The 24532-nt window shown below is 43.0% G+C and carries 26 protein-coding genes and 1 pseudogene; 8 read left to right on the top strand and 19 right to left on the bottom strand.

From position 1 onward, the window contains the following. Positions 1-214: 214 nt before the first annotated feature. Positions 215-853 carry a DedA family protein gene (locus V1499_RS10380; protein WP_409276000.1) on the bottom strand — a complete coding sequence of 213 codons (639 nt, stop codon included), beginning with the start codon at positions 851-853 and terminating at the stop codon, positions 215-217. 291 nt (positions 854-1144) lie between these two features. Here V1499_RS10380 and V1499_RS10375 point away from each other — a divergent pair, with 291 nt between their 5' ends. Beyond that, entirely contained in the window at positions 1145-1723 is a 579-nt protein-coding gene (locus V1499_RS10375; RefSeq protein WP_409275999.1) for a LemA family protein, read from the top strand. Beyond that, positions 1723-2475: a TPM domain-containing protein gene (locus V1499_RS10370; RefSeq protein WP_409275998.1), complete on the top strand. Its 753-nt coding sequence runs from the start codon at positions 1723-1725 to the stop codon at positions 2473-2475. The genes V1499_RS10375 and V1499_RS10370 overlap by 1 nt, the downstream gene beginning before the upstream one ends. A gap of 192 nt (positions 2476-2667) precedes the next feature. Here V1499_RS10370 and V1499_RS10365 read toward each other — a convergent pair whose 3' ends face one another. The 3 genes from V1499_RS10365 to V1499_RS10355 all read right to left on the bottom strand — a co-directional run bounded on the left by V1499_RS10365 (position 2668) and on the right by V1499_RS10355 (position 4700). Beyond that, a complete protein-coding gene (locus V1499_RS10365) occupies positions 2668-3024 on the bottom strand; it encodes a hydrolase (RefSeq protein ID WP_409275997.1) in 357 nt (118 codons plus the stop codon). A gap of 59 nt (positions 3025-3083) precedes the next feature. Further along, positions 3084-4085, bottom strand: coding sequence for a nuclease-related domain-containing protein (locus V1499_RS10360; protein ID WP_409275996.1), 1002 nt, complete (start codon positions 4083-4085; stop codon positions 3084-3086). Between the two features lie 246 nt (positions 4086-4331). After that, positions 4332-4700 (bottom strand): amidohydrolase family protein, encoded by a 369-nt coding sequence (locus V1499_RS10355; protein WP_409275995.1) that lies wholly within the window; start codon positions 4698-4700, stop codon positions 4332-4334. A gap of 149 nt (positions 4701-4849) precedes the next feature. On the opposite strand from V1499_RS10355, the gene V1499_RS10350 reads away from it, so the two are divergent. Further along, a complete protein-coding gene (locus tag V1499_RS10350) occupies positions 4850-5923 on the top strand; it encodes an AI-2E family transporter (RefSeq protein WP_409275994.1) in 1074 nt (357 codons plus the stop codon). A 520-nt stretch (positions 5924-6443) separates the two neighbouring features. Here V1499_RS10350 and selB read toward each other — a convergent pair. Together selB and coaW are read right to left on the bottom strand one after the other, a co-directional pair. Further along, the gene (selB, locus tag V1499_RS10345) at positions 6444-8327 is read right to left on the bottom strand and encodes a selenocysteine-specific translation elongation factor (protein ID WP_409275993.1); all 1884 of its coding nucleotides are present in this window, start codon (positions 8325-8327) and stop codon (positions 6444-6446) included. A gap of 81 nt (positions 8328-8408) precedes the next feature. Continuing rightward, positions 8409-9224 carry a type II pantothenate kinase gene (gene coaW, locus V1499_RS10340; RefSeq protein ID WP_409275992.1) on the bottom strand — a complete coding sequence of 272 codons (816 nt, stop codon included), beginning with the start codon at positions 9222-9224 and terminating at the stop codon, positions 8409-8411. A gap of 166 nt (positions 9225-9390) precedes the next feature. On the opposite strand from coaW, the gene V1499_RS10335 reads away from it, so the two are divergent. Next, positions 9391-9903: a DUF3231 family protein gene (locus tag V1499_RS10335; RefSeq protein ID WP_409275991.1), complete on the top strand. Its 513-nt coding sequence runs from the start codon at positions 9391-9393 to the stop codon at positions 9901-9903. Between the two features lie 106 nt (positions 9904-10009). Here the strand turns inward: V1499_RS10335 and V1499_RS10330 are convergent, their stop codons facing one another. Continuing rightward, a complete protein-coding gene (locus V1499_RS10330; RefSeq protein WP_409275990.1) occupies positions 10010-10321 on the bottom strand; it encodes a hypothetical protein in 312 nt (103 codons plus the stop codon). 137 nt (positions 10322-10458) lie between these two features. Here V1499_RS10330 and V1499_RS10325 point away from each other — a divergent pair, with 137 nt between their 5' ends. Further along, positions 10459-10938 carry a GNAT family N-acetyltransferase gene (locus tag V1499_RS10325; protein ID WP_409275989.1) on the top strand — a complete coding sequence of 160 codons (480 nt, stop codon included), beginning with the start codon at positions 10459-10461 and terminating at the stop codon, positions 10936-10938. Positions 10939-11127: 189 nt separating this feature from the next. Here V1499_RS10325 and V1499_RS10320 read toward each other — a convergent pair whose 3' ends face one another. The 4 genes from V1499_RS10320 to V1499_RS10305 all read right to left on the bottom strand — a co-directional run bounded on the left by V1499_RS10320 (position 11128) and on the right by V1499_RS10305 (position 14722). Continuing rightward, the gene (locus V1499_RS10320) at positions 11128-12459 is read right to left on the bottom strand and encodes an FtsW/RodA/SpoVE family cell cycle protein (protein ID WP_409275988.1); all 1332 of its coding nucleotides are present in this window, start codon (positions 12457-12459) and stop codon (positions 11128-11130) included. Then, positions 12456-12890, bottom strand: a complete 435-nt coding sequence (locus tag V1499_RS10315) for a PadR family transcriptional regulator (RefSeq protein WP_409275987.1) — start codon at positions 12888-12890, stop codon at positions 12456-12458. Before V1499_RS10315 ends, V1499_RS10320 begins: the two co-directional genes overlap by 4 nt. A gap of 3 nt (positions 12891-12893) precedes the next feature. Next, entirely contained in the window at positions 12894-13445 is a 552-nt protein-coding gene (locus V1499_RS10310) for a sigma-70 family RNA polymerase sigma factor (RefSeq protein ID WP_409275986.1), read from the bottom strand. Between the two features lie 761 nt (positions 13446-14206). Beyond that, positions 14207-14722: a DUF2628 domain-containing protein gene (locus V1499_RS10305; protein WP_409275985.1), complete on the bottom strand. Its 516-nt coding sequence runs from the start codon at positions 14720-14722 to the stop codon at positions 14207-14209. A gap of 211 nt (positions 14723-14933) precedes the next feature. On the opposite strand from V1499_RS10305, the pseudogene V1499_RS10300 reads away from it, so the two are divergent. Beyond that, positions 14934-15089 (top strand): annotated as a pseudogene (locus tag V1499_RS10300) (tyrosine-type recombinase/integrase); the annotation flags it as partial. Positions 15090-15170: 81 nt separating this feature from the next. Here V1499_RS10300 and V1499_RS10295 read toward each other — a convergent pair. The 3 genes from V1499_RS10295 to V1499_RS10285 form a co-directional block, all read right to left on the bottom strand. Next, positions 15171-15467, bottom strand: coding sequence for a hypothetical protein (locus tag V1499_RS10295; RefSeq protein WP_409275984.1), 297 nt, complete (start codon positions 15465-15467; stop codon positions 15171-15173). Then, complete coding sequence (locus tag V1499_RS10290) at positions 15451-15690, bottom strand: hypothetical protein (RefSeq protein ID WP_409275983.1); 240 nt, start codon at positions 15688-15690, stop codon at positions 15451-15453. Before V1499_RS10290 ends, V1499_RS10295 begins: the two co-directional genes overlap by 17 nt. A gap of 459 nt (positions 15691-16149) precedes the next feature. After that, on the bottom strand, positions 16150-16329 hold the full coding sequence (locus tag V1499_RS10285) for a hypothetical protein (protein WP_409275982.1): 180 nt from the start codon (positions 16327-16329) through the stop codon (positions 16150-16152). Positions 16330-16540: 211 nt separating this feature from the next. Between V1499_RS10285 and V1499_RS10280 the strand changes: the two genes are divergently transcribed. Continuing rightward, positions 16541-16927, top strand: coding sequence for a DUF3888 domain-containing protein (locus tag V1499_RS10280; protein WP_409275981.1), 387 nt, complete (start codon positions 16541-16543; stop codon positions 16925-16927). A 162-nt stretch (positions 16928-17089) separates the two neighbouring features. Here the strand turns inward: V1499_RS10280 and V1499_RS10275 are convergent, their stop codons facing one another. Continuing rightward, positions 17090-17848 carry a hypothetical protein gene (locus V1499_RS10275; protein ID WP_409275979.1) on the bottom strand — a complete coding sequence of 253 codons (759 nt, stop codon included), beginning with the start codon at positions 17846-17848 and terminating at the stop codon, positions 17090-17092. Beyond that, positions 17841-18356 carry a sigma-70 family RNA polymerase sigma factor gene (locus V1499_RS10270; protein WP_409275977.1) on the bottom strand — a complete coding sequence of 172 codons (516 nt, stop codon included), beginning with the start codon at positions 18354-18356 and terminating at the stop codon, positions 17841-17843. Before V1499_RS10270 ends, V1499_RS10275 begins: the two co-directional genes overlap by 8 nt. 387 nt (positions 18357-18743) lie before the next feature. On the opposite strand from V1499_RS10270, the gene V1499_RS10265 reads away from it, so the two are divergent. Then, a complete protein-coding gene (locus tag V1499_RS10265) occupies positions 18744-18941 on the top strand; it encodes a hypothetical protein (protein ID WP_409275975.1) in 198 nt (65 codons plus the stop codon). A 192-nt stretch (positions 18942-19133) separates the two neighbouring features. Here V1499_RS10265 and V1499_RS10260 read toward each other — a convergent pair whose 3' ends face one another. The 3 genes from V1499_RS10260 to V1499_RS10250 form a co-directional block, all read right to left on the bottom strand. Further along, entirely contained in the window at positions 19134-19655 is a 522-nt protein-coding gene (locus V1499_RS10260) for a hypothetical protein (protein WP_409275973.1), read from the bottom strand. A gap of 513 nt (positions 19656-20168) precedes the next feature. Beyond that, positions 20169-23306 carry an SbcC/MukB-like Walker B domain-containing protein gene (locus tag V1499_RS10255; RefSeq protein WP_409275971.1) on the bottom strand — a complete coding sequence of 1046 codons (3138 nt, stop codon included), beginning with the start codon at positions 23304-23306 and terminating at the stop codon, positions 20169-20171. Beyond that, positions 23303-24451, bottom strand: coding sequence for an exonuclease SbcCD subunit D (locus tag V1499_RS10250; RefSeq protein ID WP_409275969.1), 1149 nt, complete (start codon positions 24449-24451; stop codon positions 23303-23305). Before V1499_RS10250 ends, V1499_RS10255 begins: the two co-directional genes overlap by 4 nt. Positions 24452-24532: the final 81 nt, after the last annotated feature.

Below are 24532 nucleotides of genomic sequence, written 5' to 3'. Positions count from 1 at the left end.
GTGAATTATTCGCTAGTTGGCTTTTAATACATTCATGTTAGGGCTTTGTGCTTTTTGTAAAAACCTGCCTTAGAATGGATGCATAACTTGCTCATCTAGAGCAAAATAAAAAGGGCCCGACAAAATTCGGAACCCATTCTGGTTAAAACTTCATGTATTTTTCTTGACTGAACTTTTCAATAGGTGGTCCAGCTAAAACCAATTCTCGAGCAGCTTAACGAATCAATTTGGAGAGCTTCCTCTTAAGCCTGAAGCCGAAATCGGAGACGCGCGGGCTCGTTTTTCCCGACAAAAAGAATGCAAGAAATACCACAAGTAGGACCATGCTTGTTATATAGAGGAAATTCTTCACTTCCTCATGGTACAGCATCCAGCCCGGGCCAATCATTTTACCTATTATGATGAAAGGCGTCGCCCAAATAAGCGATCCGAGTGCAGTGCATATCGCATACGTCCTTGCCGGGAACTTTGTAATGCCGGCGAAGAAGCCGATTGCGTGGCGGGCCCCCGGGACGAAGAATATGATAATCAACAGCTTGTTGCCGTATTTTAAAAACCAGTCAGACAATTTATCAAGGGTTTTTGGTTTCAGAAAGAAGTAATGGCCGTATTTTTTGAAAAATCCATAACCAAGCTTTTTGCCAATCCAATAGTTGACAATCATTCCAAGAAAAGTTCCTGCCGCTGCGGCAAGCACGCATGTAAACCAGTCCAAATCACCTTCAAATGAAAGATAACCCGAATATCCCATTATCGCTTCCAACGGCAATGGCAAGATTATCATTCCTGTCGCCATCGACAAGAAGAGAAACCAATAGCCGTATTCATTCATAAATGCCATCACTTGCTGCATTGGGCACTTCCTCCCCCGGAATACTGTGTGTAAAATCAAGCTGCGAGTCTGTCCCCAACTTTCTCCAATTTAACTATAGTACCATTACGCCTTTCTGGCAATAAGCAATTTTATTCAGAAAACTGGTTCGGTTTTATTTTTCCCCAATGCTTTCGAAAAATGAAACTTCCTGAGAGAAGTCCCGTATACTTGAACAGCGGGCAACAAAGCGGTGCCATTGCCGCCGGGTTTAAAACCCGAGGCCCCGAGGGAAGATACCCGTATAGATTAAACAGGTTAGGAGTGTCGAAAATGGGAAGAGGCTTTAAGGGAACATGGATTGTCATCCTCGGTATCGTCGTTGTACTTGTCATCATGTTGATGTCCAGCTACAACGGGTTTGTCAACGCCGAGGAAAACGTAGACCAATCGTATGCGCAAATTGAAAACCAGCTGCAGCGAAGGCTGGATTTAATACCAAACTTGGTGAACACGGTTAAAGGCTATGCAGCGCATGAAAAAGAAACGATTGAGGCTATCTCTGATGCCCGCGCCCGTCTTGCAGGCGCAAGATCACCTGAAGAAGAAGCGACCGCCAACGCGGAATTGTCGGGGGCGTTGAGCAGATTACTTGTCGTCGTTGAAAATTATCCAAACCTGAAAGCTGACGCGCAGTTCAGGCAGCTGATGGATGAACTTGCCGGGACAGAAAATCGGATAGCTGTCGCCCGAAAGGATTACAACGATCAAGTCGCGGTATTTAATAAAAGGGTAAAGCGATTCCCTGGTGCGATTGTCGCATCGATTACAGGTTTTGATGAAAAGGAATATTTCCGCGCAGACCCGCGTGCCCAGGAAGCACCCGAAGTCGACTTCGGGGGCAACGGGTAATGAAAGCGGCAAAGGCCTCAGCCATTCTTTCGCTGTTAGTCCTGTTTCTGCTTGGCGGCAGCGCTGGGGCCTATGCTGCCGGCGATAAAATCCCGGAACCGCGGGGAGATATTTACGTCCAGGATTTCGCCGATGTATTAGGTCCCGCCGAGGAACAGCAACTGATCGGCTGGGGCCGGCAAATTGAGGATAGCACGGGCGGCGCCCAGGTTGCCGTCCTGACTGTTGACTCGCTTGGCGGCCGCGATATTGAGGGGTATGCAAATGAAGCATTCCGGAAATACAAGCTTGGCAGCGCAGAAAAGGATAATGGCGTTCTCCTTGTCCTCGCCTTAAAAGACAAGAAAATCAGAATCGAAGTCGGCTACGGCCTTGAAGGGATTATCCCCGATGGCAAGGCAGGCCGAATTCTCGATACGAACGCGATTCCCTACCTTCAGCAAGGCAAGCCGGGCCAGGCTGTGATGAAAACGTACCAGGCGATTGGGAATGAAGTCATCGGCGAAGGTAAGGGAGTCGGTGGGACTACTGACGGCCAGCAAGCTTCCGAGAAATCCGGCGGCCTGCCTGAATGGCTGATTATCCTGCTTGTCGTCGGGTTTATTATCGTCGATATGGTTTTCTTCCGCGGTACATTCACCTTCCTCCTCCTCTCCATGATTGGACGTGGAGGCGGCGGTGGCGGTGGCGGAGGCCCACGCGGCGGTGGCGGTGGTTCGTCCGGAGGAGGCGGCGCCAGCCGGGGCTGGTAAAATGGGATTGGAGTGCAGTTCTTCAACATATTGGCCGTCCGGGAACCCGGGCGGTTTTTTTATGCTGAGGTCACTGAGTTACGAACCCTGCTTATAATAAAACTCTTTCTGAATGTGAAAAAGCTGCTCCCGGCCAGGAACAGCTTTTTTCATGTCATTTAAAAGTAGGACCTTGTCAGTCCGCCGCTATCATCAACGGAAATCCTCATTATCATAATTTTGCTCTTTGAGGATGCCCATCTCATCAATGTGCTGCCTGGCTTCAGCATCGCCGAGCCTGTAAATCATCGCATAAATCAGTTCAATCGACCTATCGTAATCTTTATTTTCTCCCTCGGAAAATTCATGGTACTGCTGCCACGGCAAATGCGTCCGCAAGTAGCCTCGCTTGTCAGCATCATAATTTTCCTCGAACAGCTCGCGCAAATCCTGGATTTCCTGCTCATCCGCGATAACGGTAAACGTATTCTCCGCGGTCGGTTCCATCGTAATTTCCCCTGTCTTGATATCGACGAAATACATCTTCTTTTCCTGCGGGTTATCCAGCATGGTTTCATCTCCTGTTCAACGCAATCTACTATACTGTCCTTTACCACTTTTGGGAACTTTTAATCTTTTCGTAGGCGGGCGTTGGATGTCAGTGTGCAGTTATGGGGCTGGTGGTAGATGCGGCCTCTTTTTGTGCCGGTAAAAGGGAGGCCAATCGAAGTGAGGAGGTTGTATGCCTGATCGGGTTTTGTTAACTTTAGAAACCGTCTCAACTCAGAATTTGTAAGTTCGGGGGAAATCAATAAAAAATAATCTTGGATTGCCTCCAAATGGGCGGTTAGCGATATATCGCCACATCGGCCGCAGTAGCTTTTTCTATAATGAAATTTCATTGTGAGTGATAGGCATTTGGGGCAAAGGATGCCAGGAAGGATTTCAGTAGTGGAAATGGTGAAGTTTTTTAGGACGTCGGGACGGTGTGGCGTGTGTTGCAGGAGAATCGCCTTCTTTAACTTTTTCAATGGCTTCGCTTCCAGCACCAACTGTTTGTAGCCCTTTTCGATTTCAGAAACTTTTTCAATCAGGCGTATGGCGAGAATGACTTTTTGGAAAACTTCGTAGTAGCCCGGGTCTGCCTTAAGCTTCGAGGAATTGTTGCTCATCACCACAAGGAATTCAATCGGGATGTCCGGGAAGTTCTGTTTTTTGAACCACTCTCTTAAATTGCGCGTCTGCAGTTTTGCTTGTGAAATGGGATTGGTGTATGTTGCTGTTTTGCCATCTTTCTCCTGAAAAACCTGGCAGAAATTTTTCTCAAAATGAATTTCTCCAGCCCAGTTCTTACTTTCAAGAATCAATGCGAAGAACGGAGTGATTAAAAGCGTGTCAATTTGAAAAAAGAATCCGTTGTTGTTGAGCCGCAATCCTTTGAAAATCATGAACTTTTCCTGATCGAGGAAATTCAGGTAATGGTCAACTGATTTTTCACCGTTATACCCCGCTTTTTGAGTCCGTAACGATTCCTCAATATCCTTTCTCTTTGGATGACCGCCCGGCAGCCTCCTTAAAAGTGCCTCAAGCATCAAAATGATAAGCGGAATTGCTCTTTCCAATGCAATCAAATTAGTATCCTCCTTTCTTTCTGTTACAATTCTAGCACTTTTTGTAAAATCCTGCCGAATTGGAGGTTCATTCGTGAACTTTTTGGGACTGTTCTTTCGGGGGGGGAAATAATATCCGGGGTTTCGAGGCACTTATCCGGGTTTTCGGGCCACTTATCCGGGTTTTTGGACCACTTATCCGGGTTTTCAACCACGATATCCGGATTTGTCACTTTTCTGCCACATTTGCAGCGCAAAAGACACCGGTTAACCAACCCGCCATGGTGGCAATAGGTGAACGAACTGCCAGTTTAATAAGAGCACCCGCTTCGAAACACCCCCAATAAGGCCAACTACCGTCGTGATTCCCGCTGTTGTGACATCCGTCAGCATCAATTCGGGGGTCCGCAGCCTGAAACCGCCTTCCCCTCCGGCTCCCATAATATGAACATGGGAATCTAAAAATCCCGGGAATATGTATTTCCCCTCCGCATCAATCACATCGATTTCAACAAAATCGGACGGTTGCCTGATCTCATCCTCTACAAACCCGATCTGGTCCCTCACAATTAAAAGATCCTTTTTGCCAAGAAAATCGGGGCTGTACACAATTCCGTTTTTTATAAGCGTCAGCATGGCAAGCCACCTTTTCTTATACGAGTTTGACAGTATTTTTACCAAACGCAGGAAACCAAAACCCTTTCAGCCTCTCAGATACAGAATTGTTTACCGCGGTACATAAACAGGGAAAAAGCATCGTATCAGAGAGAAAACGGAGGATATCTATGTGGATTGAGAAACCATTCTTCAGGTATGCGACAGCCGCAATCCTGCTATTATTGATCATTTTCCTGCTCGGCAAAATCGATTACTTTATCTGGCCGTTCAAAAAACTCATCGCCACCATCTTTTTTCCAATGTTATTATCAGGTTTCCTTTATTATATTTTGCGTCCACCAGTCCGCTTTTTGGAAAAATTCATGCCCACGACCCCCAGCATCCTAACCGTATTTTTGCTGATTTTCGCAATAGGGTTCGCCTTCTTTCATGTCGCCGGCCCCCAAATCGCCGAACAAGTAAAGGAAATCAGCAGCCATCTTCCATCAAAGGTAGCGGAGGTCACGGATGAATCAAAAGAGTTGGTAAAGGAAAACGAAAAAGCCAAGCAATCCGTGGACAAAATCCAAACGAAAGCGAATGGCATGGTCGGGGAATTTTTCCGAGCAGCGGAACGAAATATCGGGAAAGTCCTCTCCGCAATTGCAGGCATTGTGACTGTTCTCGCCGTTGTGCCCTTCATCGTGTTTTACTTGTTACGGGATGCAGAACGGCTTCAGCCCGCGTTGCTACGCCATTTGCCAACCGACAGAAAGGACGAGGGGCGAAAAATCCTCCGTGATATCGACAAAACCCTTTCATCGTATATTGTCGGGCAATTCATCATCGCGGTCTCGGATGGCGTTATGCTTTATGCAGGCTATTTAATCATCGGACTAGAAAACGCCTTGCTACTAGCATTGTTTGCAATGTGTGTCGCGATCGTCCCGTTCCTCGGGCCCATCATCGGGGTTATCCCGGCAGTGTTTATCGCGCTCATGGACGGGCCGGACCTTGTTGTAAAGGTCCTATTGGTTATGTTCATCGTCCAGCAGCTCGAAGGCAACTTGATTACACCAAGGGTAATGAGCAATAAGTTGAACCTCCATCCGCTGACAGTCATCCTCGTCCTGTTGGTCGCGGGTTCCCTTTACGGAGCGATTGGCGTCATTATATCAATCCCTTTATTCTCTGTTGTGAAAGTAACCTTCAAAAATATTCAAAAGTTTTATAACTTGAACAAAATCAAAAAAGCGATCTAGCAGAAATGAAAATGTGTCAGGAACAATTCCTGGCGCGTTTTAAATGGTATGTACACAAGGCTAACCAGATCTGTTCGGTCTTTAAATCTTCTTTTTACGCCCGAAGGACCGCCTTACCACTTCTGTTCGGGCTTTAAATCTTCTTTTAACGCCCGAAGAACTGTCTAACCAATGCTGTTCGGGCTTTAAATCCCATTTTAACGTCCGAAGGACTGTCTAGCCAATGCTGTTCGGGCTTTAAATCCCGTTTTAACGCCCGAAGGCCGCCTTACAACTTCTGTTCAGGTTTTAAATCCTCTGTTAACGCCCGAAGGACCGCCCAACCACTGCTGTTCGGGCTTTAAATCTTCTTTTAACGTAATTGAGTTTTCTTCATAAAAAAAATGCTCAGAAAAACCTAAGCATTTTTTGTTGCATTAATTTGGGTTTGAATGTGTTGTTAAAAAGGCAAATTCCATTCTAACATATATAGCTAATTGGAATTTTGCCTTCATTACCGAACCGGATGGGTTTTTCCTTTTTATTTCTGCCAAACACGTTTGTTTTCAACGCGTTTTGTGAGTCCTTTGGCGTCGAGACGTTCGAGGAATGGAATCATGTATTTCCTGGAAAGACCCAGTGCATCCTTTGCGTCGCCGACTTCGAACTCGGGGCCGGTACTATCACGGAGCGTCTTGACCGCTTTTTCAAAAATATCGCCGTGGTAAAAATACTGCCCGTCAAGCGGGACAATCTGCCCTGTTTCCTCCAGGTATCTTTCCAGATCGCTTTCAAGGGAGTCAGGGATTCCGGCAGCCTTAAAATAGTCTGCTAGATATTTAACTTGCAGTCCATCCTTTTTCAGTTCATCGACGAGGTTCTCCGCTCGTTTTTGCCAGTTTTTCGGTACATGCGGTGAGAACTCGGCAAGAGAAACGAACTGGCCGTTACGTTTGAACGCTCCTTTTCCAATCCCGTTTTCCACCACAAAATCAAGGAGGCTGCGCGGGAAGGTTTTGTTCATCGATTGGAGAAGCTCGGCTTTATTCAGCCCCTGCTTCATCGAATGCTGCTGGTGGTAGTCCTGAAGCCTGTCGTACATATCCTCTTCAATTGAATCGACTAATTGGCGAAGCGTATATTCCTTTCCGTTATATAAAAGGAAGCTTTCGTCCACAAGCTCGGCTGTAAGCGTTTCGCTGTCAAGCGCTGTTCGTTTGATGAGCTCATTAAAACCAAGGCTTTTTGCTTCGTAGAGAGCAGCGGCAATCCGTTCCTTTGGTTTGCCTGCCTTCTTCTTTTCCAATTCTTCAATTGTCTCATTTCCGAACCGGTACTTATTGCCGCGCGGATCGATGACCCAGCCGCCGCCGATCGTTTCCTGCGGGCTTGGTCTCCGTAGGATGAACCTGTCGCCCCGCTTCGTCAGCACTTCCTCCTCAAGCCGGAGCTGACAGAGGATTTCGCCAGATTCTTCCTTCAATTCGTTCCGGTCGAAAAAGACAATCCGCCCCATCACTTCGGCTGTGCCGATATGGAGTTTTACAGGCATGCGTTGTTTCACCATATAATCAAGGTCTTCTACGACCCTAATTGCGACATCAAGCGTTTTTGAAACGATGAAATGCTCGGAGGATACGAGGACATCGCCCCGTTCAAGGTCTTCTTTCGCCACCCCGGAAAGATTGATCGCAGCCCTTTGCCCGGCATACGCTTTTTGTGCCGGTTTATGGTGAACCTGAAGCTGCCGCGCGCGGACTTCAATTCCCCTCGGCATTATAGTCAGCGCCTGGCCCTCTTCGACCGTTCCTTCATATACCGTGCCGCGGACGACCGTCCCCTGTCCCTTGACAGTAAACACCTGGTCAATCGGCAATCTGAATGCACCGCGGGCATCGCGCATTTCCTGTTCTTTCAGGGTTTCGATAATCAATTGTTTCAGTTCTTCGATTCCTTTTTTCGAAAGCGAATCAACGAGCATGAATGGCGCGTTTTCAAAGACAGTTCCCTGTAGTTCTTCAAGGATGTCATCTTTAACAAGCTCGATGAATTCTTCTTCAACACGGTCCATCTTCGTGATGGCGACGATTCCGTTTTTTATCCCAAGAAATCCGAGAATATCGAGGTGCTCCCGTGTCTGCGGCATGACGCCTTCATCGGCTGCAACAACTAGGACTACAAGGTCGATTCCTGCCACTCCGGCAATCATCTGCCTGATGAACCTTTCATGGCCGGGCACATCGATGACGGAAATTTGGATTTCATTATCTTCATAAAGTGGGGCAAAACCCAACTCGATTGAAATTTGCCGCTCTTTTTCCTCTTTCAGCCGGTCTGTATCGACGTTGGTAAGCGCTTTTGTAAGCGATGTTTTTCCGTGGTCGATATGGCCTGCCATGCCAATCGTAAAAAATCGTTTTTCCAAATAAGCCACCTTCTTCAACCATTCTCCCTATATTCTGACTGAAACGGCTGGTTTGTTCAAGAAACTCTTTTTCTCTGCCGGTTAATTCCTAGTTGGGCCATCAGCCATTAGCGCCCCGAGTGCCCCGCAATATTCGCCGTTCGCAAGGAAAACTGGGTTGAGGCCAAACGCCCCAGTATAGGCGGACAGGGTGTCCTTTAAAGGAGCATTCCCGGCCAGCGTGCTGCCTGCATATACAATTGTGTCCACATTACTTGCCATAGCAAGCTGGGAAGTTAGTAGAATAATTGTCTCGGCGATCATATTGATAAGCGCTGCCGCAAGGTCTTCCTTCCTGGAACCGTTCCCTTTAGCAAAATTTGCTGCGGTCATGTCTCCGTTCAGCGGTTCATCCCCGCCGCCATAAATATCCTTCACCAATAAATCAACTTGTTGCCTTGACCCGACGGCTGCCATGCCGACGAGCTCGGAGAAAACATCCGTTCCTGTTAGCAGGCTGCCGAGCCCTGTCAATGTACCGCCGCCAAGGCCGCTTCCTCCGATGCGATCGCATTTTCCTTCTCCGGCAAGGAAAATGGATGTTCCAGTCCCGATATTTACGAGTAGAAACTGGCCGACGGAGGTGTTCTCTTCTTTTTGGCGAAGAATAGCAGCACCCGTGCAGACCGCTTCGAATTCAGGGACAAGCCGTGCGTTGGGGAAAAAATGTTCTTTTACCCAAGAAGCCCTTCCTCCAGTTACCGATGGAGAAGCTGCAGGCGAGATAAGCTTCAGCCAGTTCAGCAGCTCTTTCGCTTCTTTGTATCCGGTCTTCCGGTACTTGATCCTCCCGCTTTCTTCATAGGCAATCTTCAGCAGCGTCCCTCCCGCATCAATTCCAATCCTGCCCGTTTCCATCGTATCCCCCATTTCTGTTTTACTAGCTTTAATTATAGTGGTGTTGATTGGAAATTCCATCTTTGGGTGGCTGCCACCATATTTCCCAAGTATCGAATAATTTTTGCCATTTGAGGGACACTATGCGGGTAGATTTGCATTATTTTAATAAAGGACGTGTGTAAATATGGGAATTTTAAGTGGAAACCCTCAATCAGAACCTCTGCACTATGGTGAAGTGTATGCGCTTTGGTCTTATGTGGCTGGCAGCAAGGCAATGAAGGCTGCCTACCAAACGTTTCTAAACCATATCGGCGACAAGGATTTACGGAACCTTATTGAGGATTCAATCAACACTTGCCAGCAGGAAGAAAAGCGTGTGGAGGATATTCTAAAAGAAAATGGGATTGGGCTACCTCCTACACCTCCTGAGAGGCCACTGGCTGATTTGGAGACCATCCCGCCAGGTGCAAGGTTCATGGATAACGAGATCTCCTATGCGGCATCCGCAAATCTCGCGGCTGGATTGGTGATGTGCAGCGGTGCAATGGGAAATTGCATCAGGGAAGATATCGCGATGATGTTCGGCGAATTCCATATGACAATGGCGCAGCAAGCCGCCCGTTACTTAAGGCTCAATAAGGAAAAAGGCTGGCTCATCCCGCCGCCGCTCCATATGCAAAAACCTGTGGAAGAGTAAGGCGGGGTTTTGCTCTACCCCTCTCCATATTTGCATGACATTTAATTATATTGCGGAAGACAGTTAAAAAAGGATGGCAGCCGCCATCCTTTTGCTTTTAACCGTATTAGCCAGTCAAATTTTCATTTAAAGCCGGTTCACAGTCCAGGCAAACTTCCATGCCGTCGATTACATGGATGTCTTCAGGGCTGTACTCTATTCCGCACTGGCTGCATTCAATCATTTTTTCAGTTATCGGAATAAACTGTTCCGGTGAAGCGTCATTGATTTCAATCTTCTCAACCCAAATTCCGGTCGAATGTGGAAGCTTGTTCGCAAGATAGTCACTGGCCGCTTCCTCAGTTTCCCAAACCCCCAGGTCATACAAAAATTCATTGCCGCTTCCTGTGTTTGTCATTAATCCATATACAATCTTCATATGGAATTCTCCTCTCATGTATGAAGCAGAATGTGTATCGTTTCATTTGCTTTCTACATATCCGTTTTTGAAAAAGTTCAAACCAGGAAGGGATTTATTGGCAGACTGGCGAATATACCCGGTGAGGGGGAAAAATGATGATCGAACTTGTTAGGGTAGAAAAAGAGGAAGAAGACACACTCCATCATTTAATGCAATTCTATATTTACGAATTTGCAGCGTTAAAGCCAGAAATCAAATTGGAACAGGACGGAACGTACAAACGTTTTGACTTGTCAACGTATTGGGAGGATCCCTGCCACCATCCATTTTTCATAAAACTCGGCGAGGAGCTAATCGGGTTCGCACTTGTTTTCATAGGGAATGACGGAAATCCAAATTCAATCGAGGAGTTCCACGTCATCCGGAAATACAATGGATTTGGGTACGGCAGGCAGGCTGCTTTGAAAATTTTCACGATGTTTCCGGGCAAGTGGCGGATTACGCAAATCGAAGCCAACGACCCGGCGAAAGCATTTTGGCGTAATGTAATCGGTCAGTATACAAATGGCAGCTATAGTGAAACAAACGATTCTAACCGAAGGACCATACAGGAATTTGAATCTGTTAGTGGGTGAAAAATGGGAGTCTAGGATTTCGGCGGGCTCTCGCAATAATTAGCACGCGAAGGAGCTCAGGTTCACTAATGAACTGGGCTTCCTTTAGTTAGTGTATTGTTTTATATAAGCAACCGATAGTTCAATAAGGAAAGGGCGACAACTATTATTTAGCTGTCGCCCTTTTTATCAACATTTACATGGTTGACTTTAACTTTTAATTTCATCTGCAATCGTGGATTCTACAAGATCTTTTCTTCGATAAACATTTAAAATGAGTCCTAAAACAGCAGCATAAAAGACAATCCCACTGCCTCCATAACTAATAAAAGGCAGGGAAACTCCCATGATCGGCACGACTCCAAGACCCATCAAGATGTTCCAGGTTGTAGGAACGGCAAATAATGTAGCACCACCAATTACAAGCAATCTCCCATAGAGGTCCTTTGTTTTAAACGCATTTTTTGAAATCCTTGAAATAAATATCAGCAGGGTCAAACAAAGAAAGATTCCGAATGCCCAACCAAGAGAATAGACGAGGAAGGGGAAAGCAAAATCTGTATGTGCTTCCGGCAACGATTGAAAATTCAAATCGTTGTTAAGTCCGTTACCGAACCATCCCGCTTCTGAAAGTACCTTCCTAACCGCCATATACAGATATCCTGTTCCATTTGGATCGGCAGTGGGGTTTATAAATGCAGATAATCTGGTGAACCAAGAACTTTGGCTAGATGTCATGATAATCATAATCATGAAGGTGATACCAGCCACTATATTTGTTACGACTAGATTGATCGCTAATTTCTTATGGATTCGAGCGAAAGCAAACATCCCAAGTACACAGAATAAGTAAATCATACTAACCATAAAGCTTGGCACCATCGTGTAGAGCAAGATGGGGGTCCAAAACAAAACAAATAGTAAACCTTGTTTTTTACAACTATTTAACTCATTCATTTTGTTAAGAATACCAGCCCAAGCAAGAAAGAAGAAAAATAAGCTAATCATTGTTCCATCTATCGTCAGGCCTGCAAGGGACACCCACTTTTTTGCTCCGTTGACCATAATTCCAAATATATGGAGATATAAATGAATAAGCAAGCCGCCAGCATAAAAGTACATCCACCCATTCTTTAATTTTTGGTAATCAAAGAAAAGGAATCCAATCATTACAAGAACAGCCAGGGTGTACCATATAGCCTGGCGCCACATAAAATAGGTGCCTGATAATGAAAATTCAGGAATCCCATCAACCAACGGGAGAAAACTAATACCAGCAAATAGAACAAATAAAACAATTAGAACCCAATCCATTTTTGGCTTATGCAGGGGATTTAACTTCTCTCCAATTGTAAATGGATTCCCCATTTCTTGAATAGCCTTTTCCTCTGCATCCTCTTTAGATAACCCTCTCCTTATATAAGATTGACTTAACTCTTGTAGATGATGGGTAAGCTCTTTTTTTATCATATTGTGGGCTTCCTTCGATTTCACTTTGGACGTTACTTTACTTAAAAATTCTTCAGATTTGTGAGAACTCATAAGGACGCCTCCTCTAGTAAGTGTTTAAGGGATAACTCTGATTTTGAGGTATCTTGTTTATAACTAGCTAAGTATTTTTTCCCTTTGGAATGTAAGGAGTAATATTTCTTTTCATCTATCCACTTTGAAGTAAGGATTTCTTTATTTTCCAAAAGATGTAGAAGTATATAAAGTTGCCCTTCATTTTTTTGGAAGGTACGTTCATTTTTTTGAAAAAGTTGGACGGAAATAGTGTAGCCGTCTTTTGATTCACGCTGAACCGATTCTAATAGAGCTATAATGGTTTCTATCTCCCAAGAATGAAATTGTGATTGAGATTGATTCATACGAATGGCTTCTTTCACCGCATTTTTTCTTTCATTTGAAAAAGAAAGATCCTTAAAAATCGTTTTTTTCATTGAACTCTTCAGGTTCGTAAATGGATCATTCATCTCCTAAACCTCCTCTATCATCTTGTCTTTTAATAATTCTTTCGCACGCTTTAATCTCGTTTTTATTGTATTTATATTAACTGCAGTAATCTTGCTTATTTCCCCTAAAGACAGTTCCTCATAATAATGGAGAAATACAATTTCTCTATACTTTAGAGGTAAATTCATGACTGCGTCCGTTAAGCTGTTTTCTTCACTAATCGTGATAATTTCCTCTTCAACCTGTTTTGCTTTTGAAGGGATATAATCCAAAATAGTATTGCTAAGCGTTATTTTGCGATAATGCCAGCTTCTTAAGTAGTCCTTACAATGATTACTCGCAATGCGATATAGCCACGTTTTTATTGTTGATTGCTGATTAAACTGATTCAGCTTTTCATAACACTTTATAAATATCTCTTGCGTTAAATCTTCTGCTGTCGCTCGGTTCTTTACATATGTATATACGAAGTGCAGAATATCATCGCTATATTCATGCATTAATTGATCAATGATCTGCTCTCTCTCATCCAACATACTTCCCTCTGTCACCGCCAGTTGTTTTAGTCCATTCATTTAGTTATCACCCTCTCACATAGTATAGACGGAGCTAATCTTCATCCGGTTTGAAAATACAAAAAATTTTTTTACAATCTGAAATCTAAAGTATAAATAGAAAAAGGAACAACCCTCTTTTCAGATTGTTCCAGAATGTTGTAGTTGGTTACGATGGCTTATAAGACTACTTATTCGATTAATAATACATTACTTCTCAGAAGGAACTGCAAATACAACAGCCCCTAAATTCAGAATTACTTATCGTCGTAAATATGCGTTTTCCTGACGCTACCGCTTTTTCAACTAACCTCCCGTTCGCTTAACAAACATGAATTTATACGAAAGTGAAACCAATCATAAAAATTATTGCCACCACACTAAAAAATGACCAATTAACAATTCGTCTTTCTTTTCCTGTAAGTAATTCAGATACCAAAAATATAAACTACTTTGGATAAAATAAGCCCAAACATTGTGAGTCCACGTCCTATGACATCATCTATGATTAAAATGCACCTTAAAAGAGCAATAACAATATCCTTCCTGGTTCAACGTACCTATTAGTTAACAACCTAATCTATATCAGATATCTTTTTTCCCTCTTCATCTATTTGAGAAGCCCCACCGAAACTCCATCCTTTACCTTTCAATAAATTCAATAAACGCATTCAAAAACTCACATTGCCTTAATCTTTCTTGGATCAACGCAACCGATAGTTCTATAGCAGAACTTTAATCTCAACCTTGCTTATATAACATTTTTAGGTGGATTGGGATTTTTATATTAAGTATAAATGGGCAACTACGTATATTGCTATTTCAATAATTAGTGTTAAGACACTTATGAATATGCCTATTACACTAGTTCCCCCCTTTTGTTTTAGAGCCTCTAATTCATCATATAGAGAAAGATTTAAACTCTTTATCCTTGTTATCTCTCTTTTACACTTAGCAAAGTATAATGAATTAGATATGAGTCCAAGTACAAGCCAATACAAAGCCGTTATTATTGTATCTTGTGTATCACTTATATCAGAAAAGATTAAAATGGGTAGCATAATTAATGTAGAAAGAACTATTAGTTCGATATACATTTTTCTGTATCCCATCCAAAGTACCCCACCAAAGAATGCACTCCAATTCCACGATAGTTTTGCTCGACGTGGTAAGTTTATGCATCTTTCATCATAAACCCTCATACCAAATTTACGTAGATATTTATCTTTTTTACTTTCCCCTATAAATACTCCCAACCTATCTTTGTCATTGACTTCACTATAATTCCATTTAGTCATTCCGACATCTCCTATATAAATCACTTCTTCCCACCTGATAATTTTCCGTACACAAAAAAAATTAAATTATAGGTACTTATTTATTCCGTTTTTTTCTAAAAACCCGACTAAATAAGCCTTGTTTGAATCTAGATTTAACTGGGCGCAGGATCGGCGAAATAGATTTCTCTTCAACGTAGTTGATATGTATTGGTCCAATCGCTCGGGAATTGAAATCTGTCACAGTTATGCAACCCATTTGTTGAATAACCGAGCCCCTGTCGAAGTCATACAAAGTTTTTTGGGCCACGAGAAGAGTGAGACCACTCGAATATATACCCAGCTAAGCGGAAGGCTAAGGCAGGAATTTTATCAAAAATATTTCTAACGAAAGAAGCGACGCTGTGGACGTCGCTTTTTTGTTCTCGCACCCATTAAAGAAGTTCTATAGTGATGTTGAACAATTTGACTATCGAGATTCGATTTTTTCTGTTACTTCCCCAAATTTTTTTATAAGGGATTTTTTATCCCAGCTAGTAAACTGTTCAATTTCTTTAGAATCAAATCCGACTTCACGTAGTATTTCGCCTAATTCCTCATATTGCCTTTTACCCTCATCTGTTAAATCACTATAACTATCCAATGATTCCATAGGATATACTTGATATTTCCTCAAACTATTAATCAAATCTTGAAGAATTTCCATATCGCTCTTTGATAGTGTTTTTGATTCAGAACCGACATTTAGACTATGATGCCCCTTCAATTATTTGTCCAAATGTAGTGGTAACCAAACTTGGATCTGACCAATCATTATCACTTTGATGAGAAATGCTATGGTCCAATTCAAATAAGTTATAAGCGACATTCACTGTAAGAACACGTTCTGTAACGTAGTTCATATGATAAAATCCCCAAGCCACAATCGTAATGAGTAATACATTTAAACCTATTGAAATTCTGAAAAACATCTTCATTTTTTTATTCAATATAATTCTTCCCCTTTGAATGATGGCAACAATTCTCCTTATTTAACTCTTCTGCCTCTTTAGTTAAACATGTGAAACGAAAATGGACTGCCGAAAACAGTCCATTTGTTGTGAACCAAAAGCGCTCCAGTACTTAAATAAAAGCCAATTATGTTTTTCCTCCTTGTTTTCTTTCAATATATATCCACGTGTAATAAATTATCCAAAAAACAATAGGAACAGATAACACATAGGGTCTTTGAATTACTGGAAGAAAGTACAATAAAAATATCCCGATTATTAGCGTAGGTGGCATAAGAATAAAATACTTCTTTTTATGTATGCTCATCCCCTCCCTTTAGATTAATTCTACCATAAAAATCCATTCCTTCACTCTTGTATCCTCCCCCAATAAGAAGTTCAAGAAAAATAATGCGGTTCCCCTTTGGACACCGCACATATAAGCTCAAGAATAAAAAGTTATTGAATTCCTCCAGTGTCTTTGTAATCTCCCATCAAATAATTTGAACTATCCCCTGGCTTAGCATTTGGATCGGTTGGAATATGGGGGTTATTATTATTTTTCTTACGTCTTATGTCAATTAATAAAGCAAATCCTAACATACCGAGAATTATGAAACTAAAAAACCACCATATCATATTAAACACTCCTTTCGATTACATTATATTCCATAAAATTATTGATTTTCAGTCCATTGAAAATAAAAAGCTTATTTAACAAACGGCACCGTTTGTTCAATAATGAATTCAAGAAAAAAGGCGGTAATCGTTCCAGGATCATCGCACTCGAAAAAATAATAAGAATTTCTTAATTGTTCATAATATAAGCAGCATTGAATGGAGGATTTTTATGAAAAAAAGCCTTTTAATATTGATTACTTGCTTGACCCTTTTCTCTTATTCACCTGTTAAAGCTGAAACCGTAACTAAAAATGATATACAGTTGCGTGATGATCTTATTTTCATTTTGATTTATCCATCTATTCAACAGGAATTGAAGAAGCAATATGGCGAAATTAAACAAAATGAGTGTGCTGAAATCATCCAAATTAAAAGGCTGCCCAATGGTACTTACTTATTTAATGTTACCGTGCAGGTAAGAACATTTGAGGGTGCTCACAATCCTCCTAATGATTTAGTGACAATCACTTTTAGCAACGAAAAATCCCTAGAGTGGCAGGCTATTGATTTCAAACGAAAAAGATTAAAGCCAAATGAAATAACTAAATGCAGATAAATGCAGACATCCTTTGTAAAAAGGGTGCTTTCTCTTTGATAAGAATTTTCCGCAACTTGAAATTTCAAGGCAAAAAAATACGTTATAGCTGCTTGGAACATTAAGGTAATGAGTATAAAAACATATTTTTCTAGACACAATTCTCCTCCAATCTCGAAAAGGTTACGGGTTGGTATTAGTATCAATACTATTGGAAGGGAGCTTCTTAATTTGATTAATCATTTCCTCAAGCACCTTTTCCGAGTTTGATAATGTAAAATCCTCCGTTATAATGAAATTCACAAAATAAACTCCACCACCTGCATTTAGGCTAACTGTGACAAATTCAACAGCTTCTTTTTTTACATGATCATACATAAATGGAACGCCATTAATTTCACGTTCCTCTTCGTTTACTCCGTCAAATTCTACATGACCGGGTCGATAATTGATGCTAAATGCTGTTTTGGCTTGATATGGGCCATATAACAAAATAGCCCCTTGTTCTTTTTCCCACTTTTGACGTTCAGCTTTATTTGCAAAGCCCTGTTCTATTTTCCCCTGTTCTTTTCCATAAGAGATTGTGAGGTCCACTGGGGTATCATTAATGGGCGATTTAGTGATACCTGCAAAAGTAATTGGGTAATTTTCAAACCTTGGAATGAAAATGAGTTGCCCAAATTCTTCTGTTGCCTGCTTTTCAATCGCGGCTGAAGTTTGTTCTATTCCATTGAAATAGGGCTTTAACAACACGAAAGAAATTAACAGAACCAAACACAAAACCACACTAGGTATGATTAAAGCGAATTGTTTTTTAGAACTTTCCTTTGGGTGCTCTTTTATAGTAGAGATAAAATTTCCTACTTCTGTTTCCGACAAAGTAAGTGGGTCAAAAATCTGGTTATCAAGTGCCTTTTTGATTTTCTTTTGAAAATTATCCATTTAATTCAAACCTCCTTTTAACCAAATCCCTGCCGCGTATTAATCTCGTCTTCACAGTGTTTATTTTTAAATTAAGGATATTGCTTATTTCAATTGAATCTAGTTCTTCATAATAATAGAGGATAATTACTTCCCGATACTTGATTGGAAGCTCCATAATGATTCTGGCGAGCTCCTTATCACGGTCATTGTCAATAATAGTTTTTTCAGTATTACTATTTCCCGACTCTTCCTTAATCCAGTTGGTTATTTGAATGGCCCTATAATGCCAGCTTTTTAAATAATCTTTTGATTTATTTATAGCTATTTTTACAAGCCAAGTCTTTATGGAACTTTCCCCTCTGAAACTTGCAAAATTATTAAAGGCAGACAAAAACACTTCTTGCGTGATATCTTCCATTGTGTGATGGTTTTTGACATACGTGTAAACAATTTTTCTTATATCATTTACATACTCTTTAACCAATTCATCGAACTTATTGGTGTCTCCAAACTTTTGTTGCTCCACGGATTCTCCCCCTTTCTTTACTCCCTAATAAAATTGACGATGCTAGGTAGGTATACGGCTCAAAAATTTTAACAAATTATTTAAAGATTGCCATACATTTTTACTGATGTAAGCCACTCAAAAACCCCGTCATTTCTGACGAGGTTGTATATTGGCTTATTAATGAAAAAAGTTGTCTTCAACGTTTTACTACTTTAACTAACTGCCGTTAGTCGAATAAGAAAGTGGCTGTATTTTAATAGGTAGATTTTGAAGGAAAGCACCGTTACTTTAAGTATAATTGTTCACACACTTGGCTGCATACAATTTTTTATACATTCATATATTTATATCAATGCAAAGGGGAATCATTCGTGAACGAGTATTAACCAAATTGGAGGTATAAAATTGAATACCAAGGAAAAGGATTCCAAAGGCAAATTCCAAATAAAGAACGATATATATAACAACATTACTATTTCTTTTAATTTTGGTGATTCACTAAATCTCTTAGCCCTTATTGCAGGTTTATTTGTCATTAGACGTATTTCTAAACAATACAAAATAAATAAGAAATTACTAAAAGACACTAAAAGAAAAGTATGATTTCTCAGGGAACAGAAAGGTCAGTTCTCTTGTTATTTTCTCACTTCATCTTATATTAATTTTATGTATTTCCTTCTTTCGCTATCTTGCCCCGTTTGTTTAATAAGGCAAGGAATTCAACAATTAAGGTGGCTAATCCTTCCTGGATCAACTCACCTGATGGCTGAAATATAAACTAATACAAATATGCTTCTAGTCTAGTGGTTTTAGTAGGTCCCCTATTAATTTGTTTGATATGTTTAATGCTTCTTTTCTATTTGTTGCTGGTCCTGATATTAAAAGCCCGCCATCAGGATCCCATTCATAAGTAGCATGATCACTTCCAGACTCAACAAGTTCATAAACAATAATAGCTAGTTCACTAAAATCATTATTTATATAGAGATTACCATAGTTGTTACGTTTAGTTGGGTGGGAATAATCCTTAAAGGATAAAGTACCGTTGTTTCCAAGAAAAACAACTTCAACTTCTTTCTTATCAATTAGAATATTTTGGGGGACCTCTCCTTTTATATCAATCGTTCCTTTAAAACGGTCTTGGTTAAATATTTTTTTATGTAAACTCCCTTTTATTGTGATTGTAACTTTTTCATGTATTTGATTGCTTTTCCTTCCAACTCCGAAAACGAATCCATCAAATTCTTGATTGATATCTTTTGGAATGGAATACCAAACTGCAATGCTAATCAAACCTATAAGACATATGAAAAACATAACCCATTTCTTTCGATTTATTGGAATACGCCCCCATAATTAGAATAGTTCTCTATTAATTAACCTGAATTTGAGGGTTAAATGAGTTGCAAACTCCTCTTTTCCAGTTACTGTATAAAAATTCTATGCAGAGATAGCGTTTTCCTTCTTAAACAAAGCCGACCCTTCAGTTGAAGATGAATTAAAATAAGTGACCTATGGTTATGGATATAGACATAAAGACCGTTTCGAGGCTGTGAAACCTTCAAAACGGCCTTCATCTGTAAATACCTGGAACATGAAGACCGTTTCAGCACCAAAACCTTGGCAAAACGGTCTTCATCAAGGCTATGAAGACCGTTTCGAGGCGAAGAAACCTTCAAAAACGTCATCATCTGTAAATACCTGGAACATGAAGACCGTTTCGAGGATGGGAAACCGCCAAAACGGCCTTCATCTGTAAATACCTGGAACTTAAAGACCGTTTCAGCGCCGACACCCGCCAAAACGGTCTTCATTCAAAATTTATGCATCTTAAAGGCCAACCACAAACTCCGTTTTACTTCCCGTTTGTGTTGAAACAACTTCGAGCCTGGCATCAATGCGTTCCTTCAGTTCCGGCACGTGCGAGATAATGCCGACAAGCCTGCCGCTCGACTGGATGTCGATGAGCGCGTCGATTGCCTGTTCGAGCGATTCCGGGTCAAGGGTTCCGAATCCTTCATCAATGAACATCGTTTCAAGCGATACGCCGCCAGCGTTCGCCTGGACGACATCCGCGAGCCCGAGTGCGAGGGACAACGCAGCCTTGAAGCTTTCACCGCCCGAGAGCGTTTTTACATGCCGCTCCTGGGAAGTGTACTGGTCGAAAACGAGCAGTTCGAGGCCGCTTTGGACATTTCCTTTCGAACGATCCGTTTTCCTCCGAAGCTGGAAGCGTCCGGATGTCATTTTGGAAAGCCTTCCGTTCGCTTCCCGCAAAATATCATCGAGGAAGGCGGCGAGAACGTAACGTTCGAAGGTGAGGCGATACGAATTCTGGCCCCTCGCGATATCCGAGAGGTCTCCGACAATGCGATAGCGTTCCTCAAGCTGCTTCATTTCCTGATTTAGGCTTTCGACGCGGTGCAATATTTCCTCATTCTGGTTTTTCCGCAAATAAAGGTCCGAACCGCGCTTCTGGAGGGTGTCGATTTCCGCCGCGATGGCAGTGAGCGATTCGGTAAGGGCATCCAGGTTCGGCGGCTGGACGCCGGCAAGTTTTCCGGAAAGATCGGCCAATCGTTCCGCGCAAACTTTCATATCTTCGTTATACGTCTTTACTTCCTCATCAATCCGGGCAATTTCGTCTTCCTTCAGCCTTGCCGTCTCGTATGTGGAATAATTTTCGAAGCCCCTCGCAAGCATTTGCGAACGGAAGCTTTCCCGTTCTTCAGCGAGTTCCTTTTCCTTTTTCGTAAAATAAAGGCGCGCATCATCGAGCCGCGCCGCTTCCGCACCCGATTTTTCTACCGCTTCCTGAAGACGTTTTTGGGCCTGCTCAAGCTGCTTTACAAGCAATTCGTGGCGGTTTTTCACATCGTTAAGCGTTTTTTCATACACAGGTACCGAGCGGAGGCCTTCCGGTACAATAGTAAGCATCCTGTTAAACTGTGCTTTCAGCTCCGCGATTCGGACGGAAACGTCACCGATTTCCACCCGCAACCCATCAAGTTCTTTCTGCAGGGAAACCCTTGTTTCTTCCATCCCGTTCAAATACTTCGCGACATTTGTTTCTTGTGAAAGAATCGCAGCAATCTGTTCTTTAGCCATCGAGAGCGTCTTTTTTTCCTCAACCAGCGCTGAACGGAACGCTTCTTCCCCATTAGCAATAAATTCCGGCGCTATTTTGCCAAGTTCGCAAGCCGCGGCCTCCACATCCTCCGCCAGCCGGGACGCGGCCGATTTGCTTTCGAGATAGGCGCTTTCCGCTTTCGCCTTTTCCTGCTCAAGTCGGGACGCCTTTTGCTTGGCAACCCTCAGTGCCTGCTCGTCCGGTATATCGCCGCCAGTTCCATGGGCGGGTGCAGGGTGATGGTTAGACCCGCACACGGGACATTGGTCTCCAGGTTGAAGCGTTGCGGCTAAGATTGATGCCTGCCCTTTCAACCATTGATCTTCTAGCTCCTCCACGTGCCGCCTTGCTTCAAGAAATCCGTTCTCCGCTGACTCGAAGGCAGCCTTTTTCCTTTCAAGATCCGTGGATGCCTGCTGGAATCTGGCCTTTAGCCCTCCCAGCTTTTCAAGCAATCCAATTGTGTTTTCAACTTTTTCGAGGCTCCGCTCATTTTCAACCTTGGCGATTTTCGCCTTGTCAATTTCGGCCTTTTTTAAAAGAAGCGCCTTTTCCTCGCCCTCAATCTCCACCAGTTTCCCTTCAATGGCGGCAAATCGTGTTTTCTTCCGCACAAGCAAACCCTCCATATTCGATAGGTTTCCCTGGACTTCCGCGAAGGAATGCACATCATCCTTCATGTTCAAAAGCTTGTTTGCCTGTTCCACAAGGTCCTGGCGCTCCTGTTCGCGGCTTTTTTCGATTTCGTACTCCTTTTCCCTGGAAACCTTCAATTCAGTAAGGCGTTTCAGGTTTTCTTCGAGCCCTAACACGGTAGCCCGCGCGCCATCGACGTCTTTTTTCAACCGGTGGCAAAGCTCCTCCTGCGAAGCGAGCAATGCGGCCTTTCTTGCGAGCACAATCTGCTTTTCTTTTTCTAAGAAGAGATCCTTCCGGCTTTCAAGCGATTGTTTCTTCGCTTCAAGCGCTTCCTTGTCGCGGAATTGCTTCAGGATTGCTTCAGCCTCGAAATAGTTTTGTTTCAGCTTGTCCTGTTCACCGCGTTTGGCGGATACCCTTTCGGTAAGCACCTCGATTTCCGCGCCCATCTCCGCGATTTCATCTGTAAGCAGCGGCAAAATAAGATTGTCATTCACGCTGCCGGCTTCCATGAGCGTAATCAGTTCCTCGTTAAAGGACGCCTGTATCCTTTTCAGTTCATCGCTTCGTTTCGCAATCCTGTCTTCCACTTTCTTTTTCAAATCCTGGGCTTCGGTCCGAAGTTTCTCCTCGACAAGTTTGTAAATTTGCGTATGGAAAAGTCGCTGCAGGATCACTTCCTTGTCTTTACTGTCGGACGTCAGCAATTTTCGGAATTCGCCTTGCGGAATCATCAGGATTTGTCGGAACTGGTTGCTGTCGATGAGCATGATTTCCTTAATCCGTTCTTCCACCTCGGTCACTTTTGAGGCGAGCAGCTGCTGGCGGCCTTGTTCGTCGACCCTGTAGAGGGTGGCCGTCGCGGGAAGCGTCCTTGTCCCTTCGCCGCGCTCCTTCCGCCTTTCCTGCTGGGGCGTCCGGATGATAATGTAGCGCTTGTCCCGTAGCGAAAATTCGAGTGAGACTTCGGTAATCAAGTCGTCCTTGGCAAATTGGCTCCGCAAATCGGCGCCAGTCCGGTCCTCGCCGCTTGCTTTCCCATAAATCGCATAGCTGATCGCATCGAAAATCGTTGTCTTCCCGGATCCTGTCTTTCCGGAAATGACAAACATCGTCCTATTGCCGAGCGTAGAGAAATGGATTGTTTCCCTGCCCGCGTAAGGCCCGAAAGCCTGCATCGTCAATGTAATTGGCCTCATACCGGCAATTCCTCCTTGACTGCGGTTTCGATAACGCTAGCTACGACCGATTTTTTCTCTTCGGTGAACTCCTGGGCGGTCATCTCCTTGTAAAATTGCTCGAATAAATCAAGTTCGGATTTCTTTTTCCTGCTATCGCCAATCGAAAATCCGTTGTTTCGTTTTTGGTCGGCAATATCGGATTTTCTTTCGAGGTGCATTACATTCGGGTAGACCTGGCGCAGCTTGCCCATTGGGTCGAGAATCGCTCCTTCATCAAGGAGTGTCACCTTCAAATAATCGTCACCCTTCTGTTTTTCATAAAATGCCGGGTCGAGCAGCTCGTCCAGATAGCCTTCGAGCTCGCGCATATCCTTTGTAGGTGCAAGCGACCTTTCGCGGATGGAGAAGGTGCCGTTGCCCTCCATCTCGATGATCGAAACCGACTTTTTATGTTTCGCCTCTGAAAAAGAATATTTTAATAGAGAGCCGGAATATTTAATCGTTTCATGGCGGATTGCATTCGGGCTGTGAAGATGGCCGAGCGCCGTATAGGAAAATGGCGCGAACAATTCGGCCCCTACATTGCCGGAAGCACCGACTGAAAGCAGCCGTTCGGATTCGCATGTTTCCCCGCCGGTAACAAAAGCATGTCCGACAAGCACATTCGGCTCATTCGGATTTAGTTCATCCTCAATCCTTCCAATTAGGGCCTTCATTGCATCGTGATGGGTATGTATTGAGTGATCATCCAGCAATTCCTTGACCGCCCCGGGTTCAGCATAGGGCAGCAAATAAAAATTGACGCCGTTAATATGTACTGGCTTGAAGCTATCAGTCAATTTTCCGCTCAAATAAAAATGGCTGTGCCTGTACCATGAACTGCCGAACGAGAGGCGGTCTGCACTGTCATGGTTTCCGGCGATCGAGACAATCGGTGTTTTCAGCTCAACATTCAGTTTAAATAGAATTTCGTCCAGCAAATTGACAGCATCGACTGGCGGAACGGAGCGGTCATACAAATCTCCAGCGATGACGACTGCATCCGGCTTTTCCTCGTCCACCAGGTTGATGAATTGCTCGAGCACTTCACGCTGGTGTCCGGTCATGTAGACGCCGTGGACCAATTTGCCAAGATGCCAATCCGCCGTATGGATAAACTTCATGTTCCCCACCTCTTCCAAATTTCTTGTTTTCTATCATTATAAGACACTATTCCCCACCATTGGCAAAACCAAAATAAGGTA

Source organism: Neobacillus oceani (assembly GCF_046237595.1).
GTDB lineage: Bacteria > Bacillota > Bacilli > Bacillales > Cytobacillaceae > Bacillus_D > Bacillus_D oceani.
The sequence above is the reverse complement of the archived record's forward strand: the minus strand, read 5'-3'. Positions and strand labels throughout refer to the sequence as shown.

Excerpts from the sequence above, each read along its gene's own strand:
- V1499_RS10320 (WP_409275988.1), bottom strand. The coding sequence starts at position 12,459 with ATGAGTTCTCACAAATCTGAAGAATTTTTAAGTAAAGTAACGTCCAAA.
- V1499_RS10375 (WP_409275999.1), top strand. The coding sequence starts at position 1,145 with ATGGGAAGAGGCTTTAAGGGAACATGGATTGTCATCCTCGGTATCGTC.
- V1499_RS10380 (WP_409276000.1), bottom strand. The coding sequence starts at position 853 with ATGCAGCAAGTGATGGCATTTATGAATGAATACGGCTATTGGTTTCTC.
- V1499_RS10355 (WP_409275995.1), bottom strand. The coding sequence starts at position 4,700 with ATGCTGACGCTTATAAAAAACGGAATTGTGTACAGCCCCGATTTTCTT.
- V1499_RS10275 (WP_409275979.1), bottom strand. The coding sequence starts at position 17,848 with ATGGATAATTTTCAAAAGAAAATCAAAAAGGCACTTGATAACCAGATT.
- V1499_RS10280 (WP_409275981.1), top strand. The coding sequence starts at position 16,541 with ATGAAAAAAAGCCTTTTAATATTGATTACTTGCTTGACCCTTTTCTCT.
- V1499_RS10325 (WP_409275989.1), top strand. The coding sequence starts at position 10,459 with ATGATCGAACTTGTTAGGGTAGAAAAAGAGGAAGAAGACACACTCCAT.
- V1499_RS10370 (WP_409275998.1), top strand. The coding sequence starts at position 1,723 with ATGAAAGCGGCAAAGGCCTCAGCCATTCTTTCGCTGTTAGTCCTGTTT.
- V1499_RS10350 (WP_409275994.1), top strand. The coding sequence starts at position 4,850 with ATGTGGATTGAGAAACCATTCTTCAGGTATGCGACAGCCGCAATCCTG.
- V1499_RS10365 (WP_409275997.1), bottom strand. The coding sequence starts at position 3,024 with ATGCTGGATAACCCGCAGGAAAAGAAGATGTATTTCGTCGATATCAAG.
- V1499_RS10250 (WP_409275969.1), bottom strand. The coding sequence starts at position 24,451 with ATGAAGTTTATCCATACGGCGGATTGGCATCTTGGCAAATTGGTCCAC.
- V1499_RS10305 (WP_409275985.1), bottom strand. The coding sequence starts at position 14,722 with ATGACTAAATGGAATTATAGTGAAGTCAATGACAAAGATAGGTTGGGA.
- V1499_RS10255 (WP_409275971.1), bottom strand. The coding sequence starts at position 23,306 with ATGAGGCCAATTACATTGACGATGCAGGCTTTCGGGCCTTACGCGGGC.
- V1499_RS10310 (WP_409275986.1), bottom strand. The coding sequence starts at position 13,445 with ATGAATGGACTAAAACAACTGGCGGTGACAGAGGGAAGTATGTTGGAT.
- V1499_RS10285 (WP_409275982.1), bottom strand. The coding sequence starts at position 16,329 with ATGATATGGTGGTTTTTTAGTTTCATAATTCTCGGTATGTTAGGATTT.
- V1499_RS10335 (WP_409275991.1), top strand. The coding sequence starts at position 9,391 with ATGGGAATTTTAAGTGGAAACCCTCAATCAGAACCTCTGCACTATGGT.
- coaW (WP_409275992.1), bottom strand. The coding sequence starts at position 9,224 with ATGGAAACGGGCAGGATTGGAATTGATGCGGGAGGGACGCTGCTGAAG.
- V1499_RS10260 (WP_409275973.1), bottom strand. The coding sequence starts at position 19,655 with ATGTTTTTCATATGTCTTATAGGTTTGATTAGCATTGCAGTTTGGTAT.
- V1499_RS10315 (WP_409275987.1), bottom strand. The coding sequence starts at position 12,890 with ATGAATGATCCATTTACGAACCTGAAGAGTTCAATGAAAAAAACGATT.
- V1499_RS10330 (WP_409275990.1), bottom strand. The coding sequence starts at position 10,321 with ATGAAGATTGTATATGGATTAATGACAAACACAGGAAGCGGCAATGAA.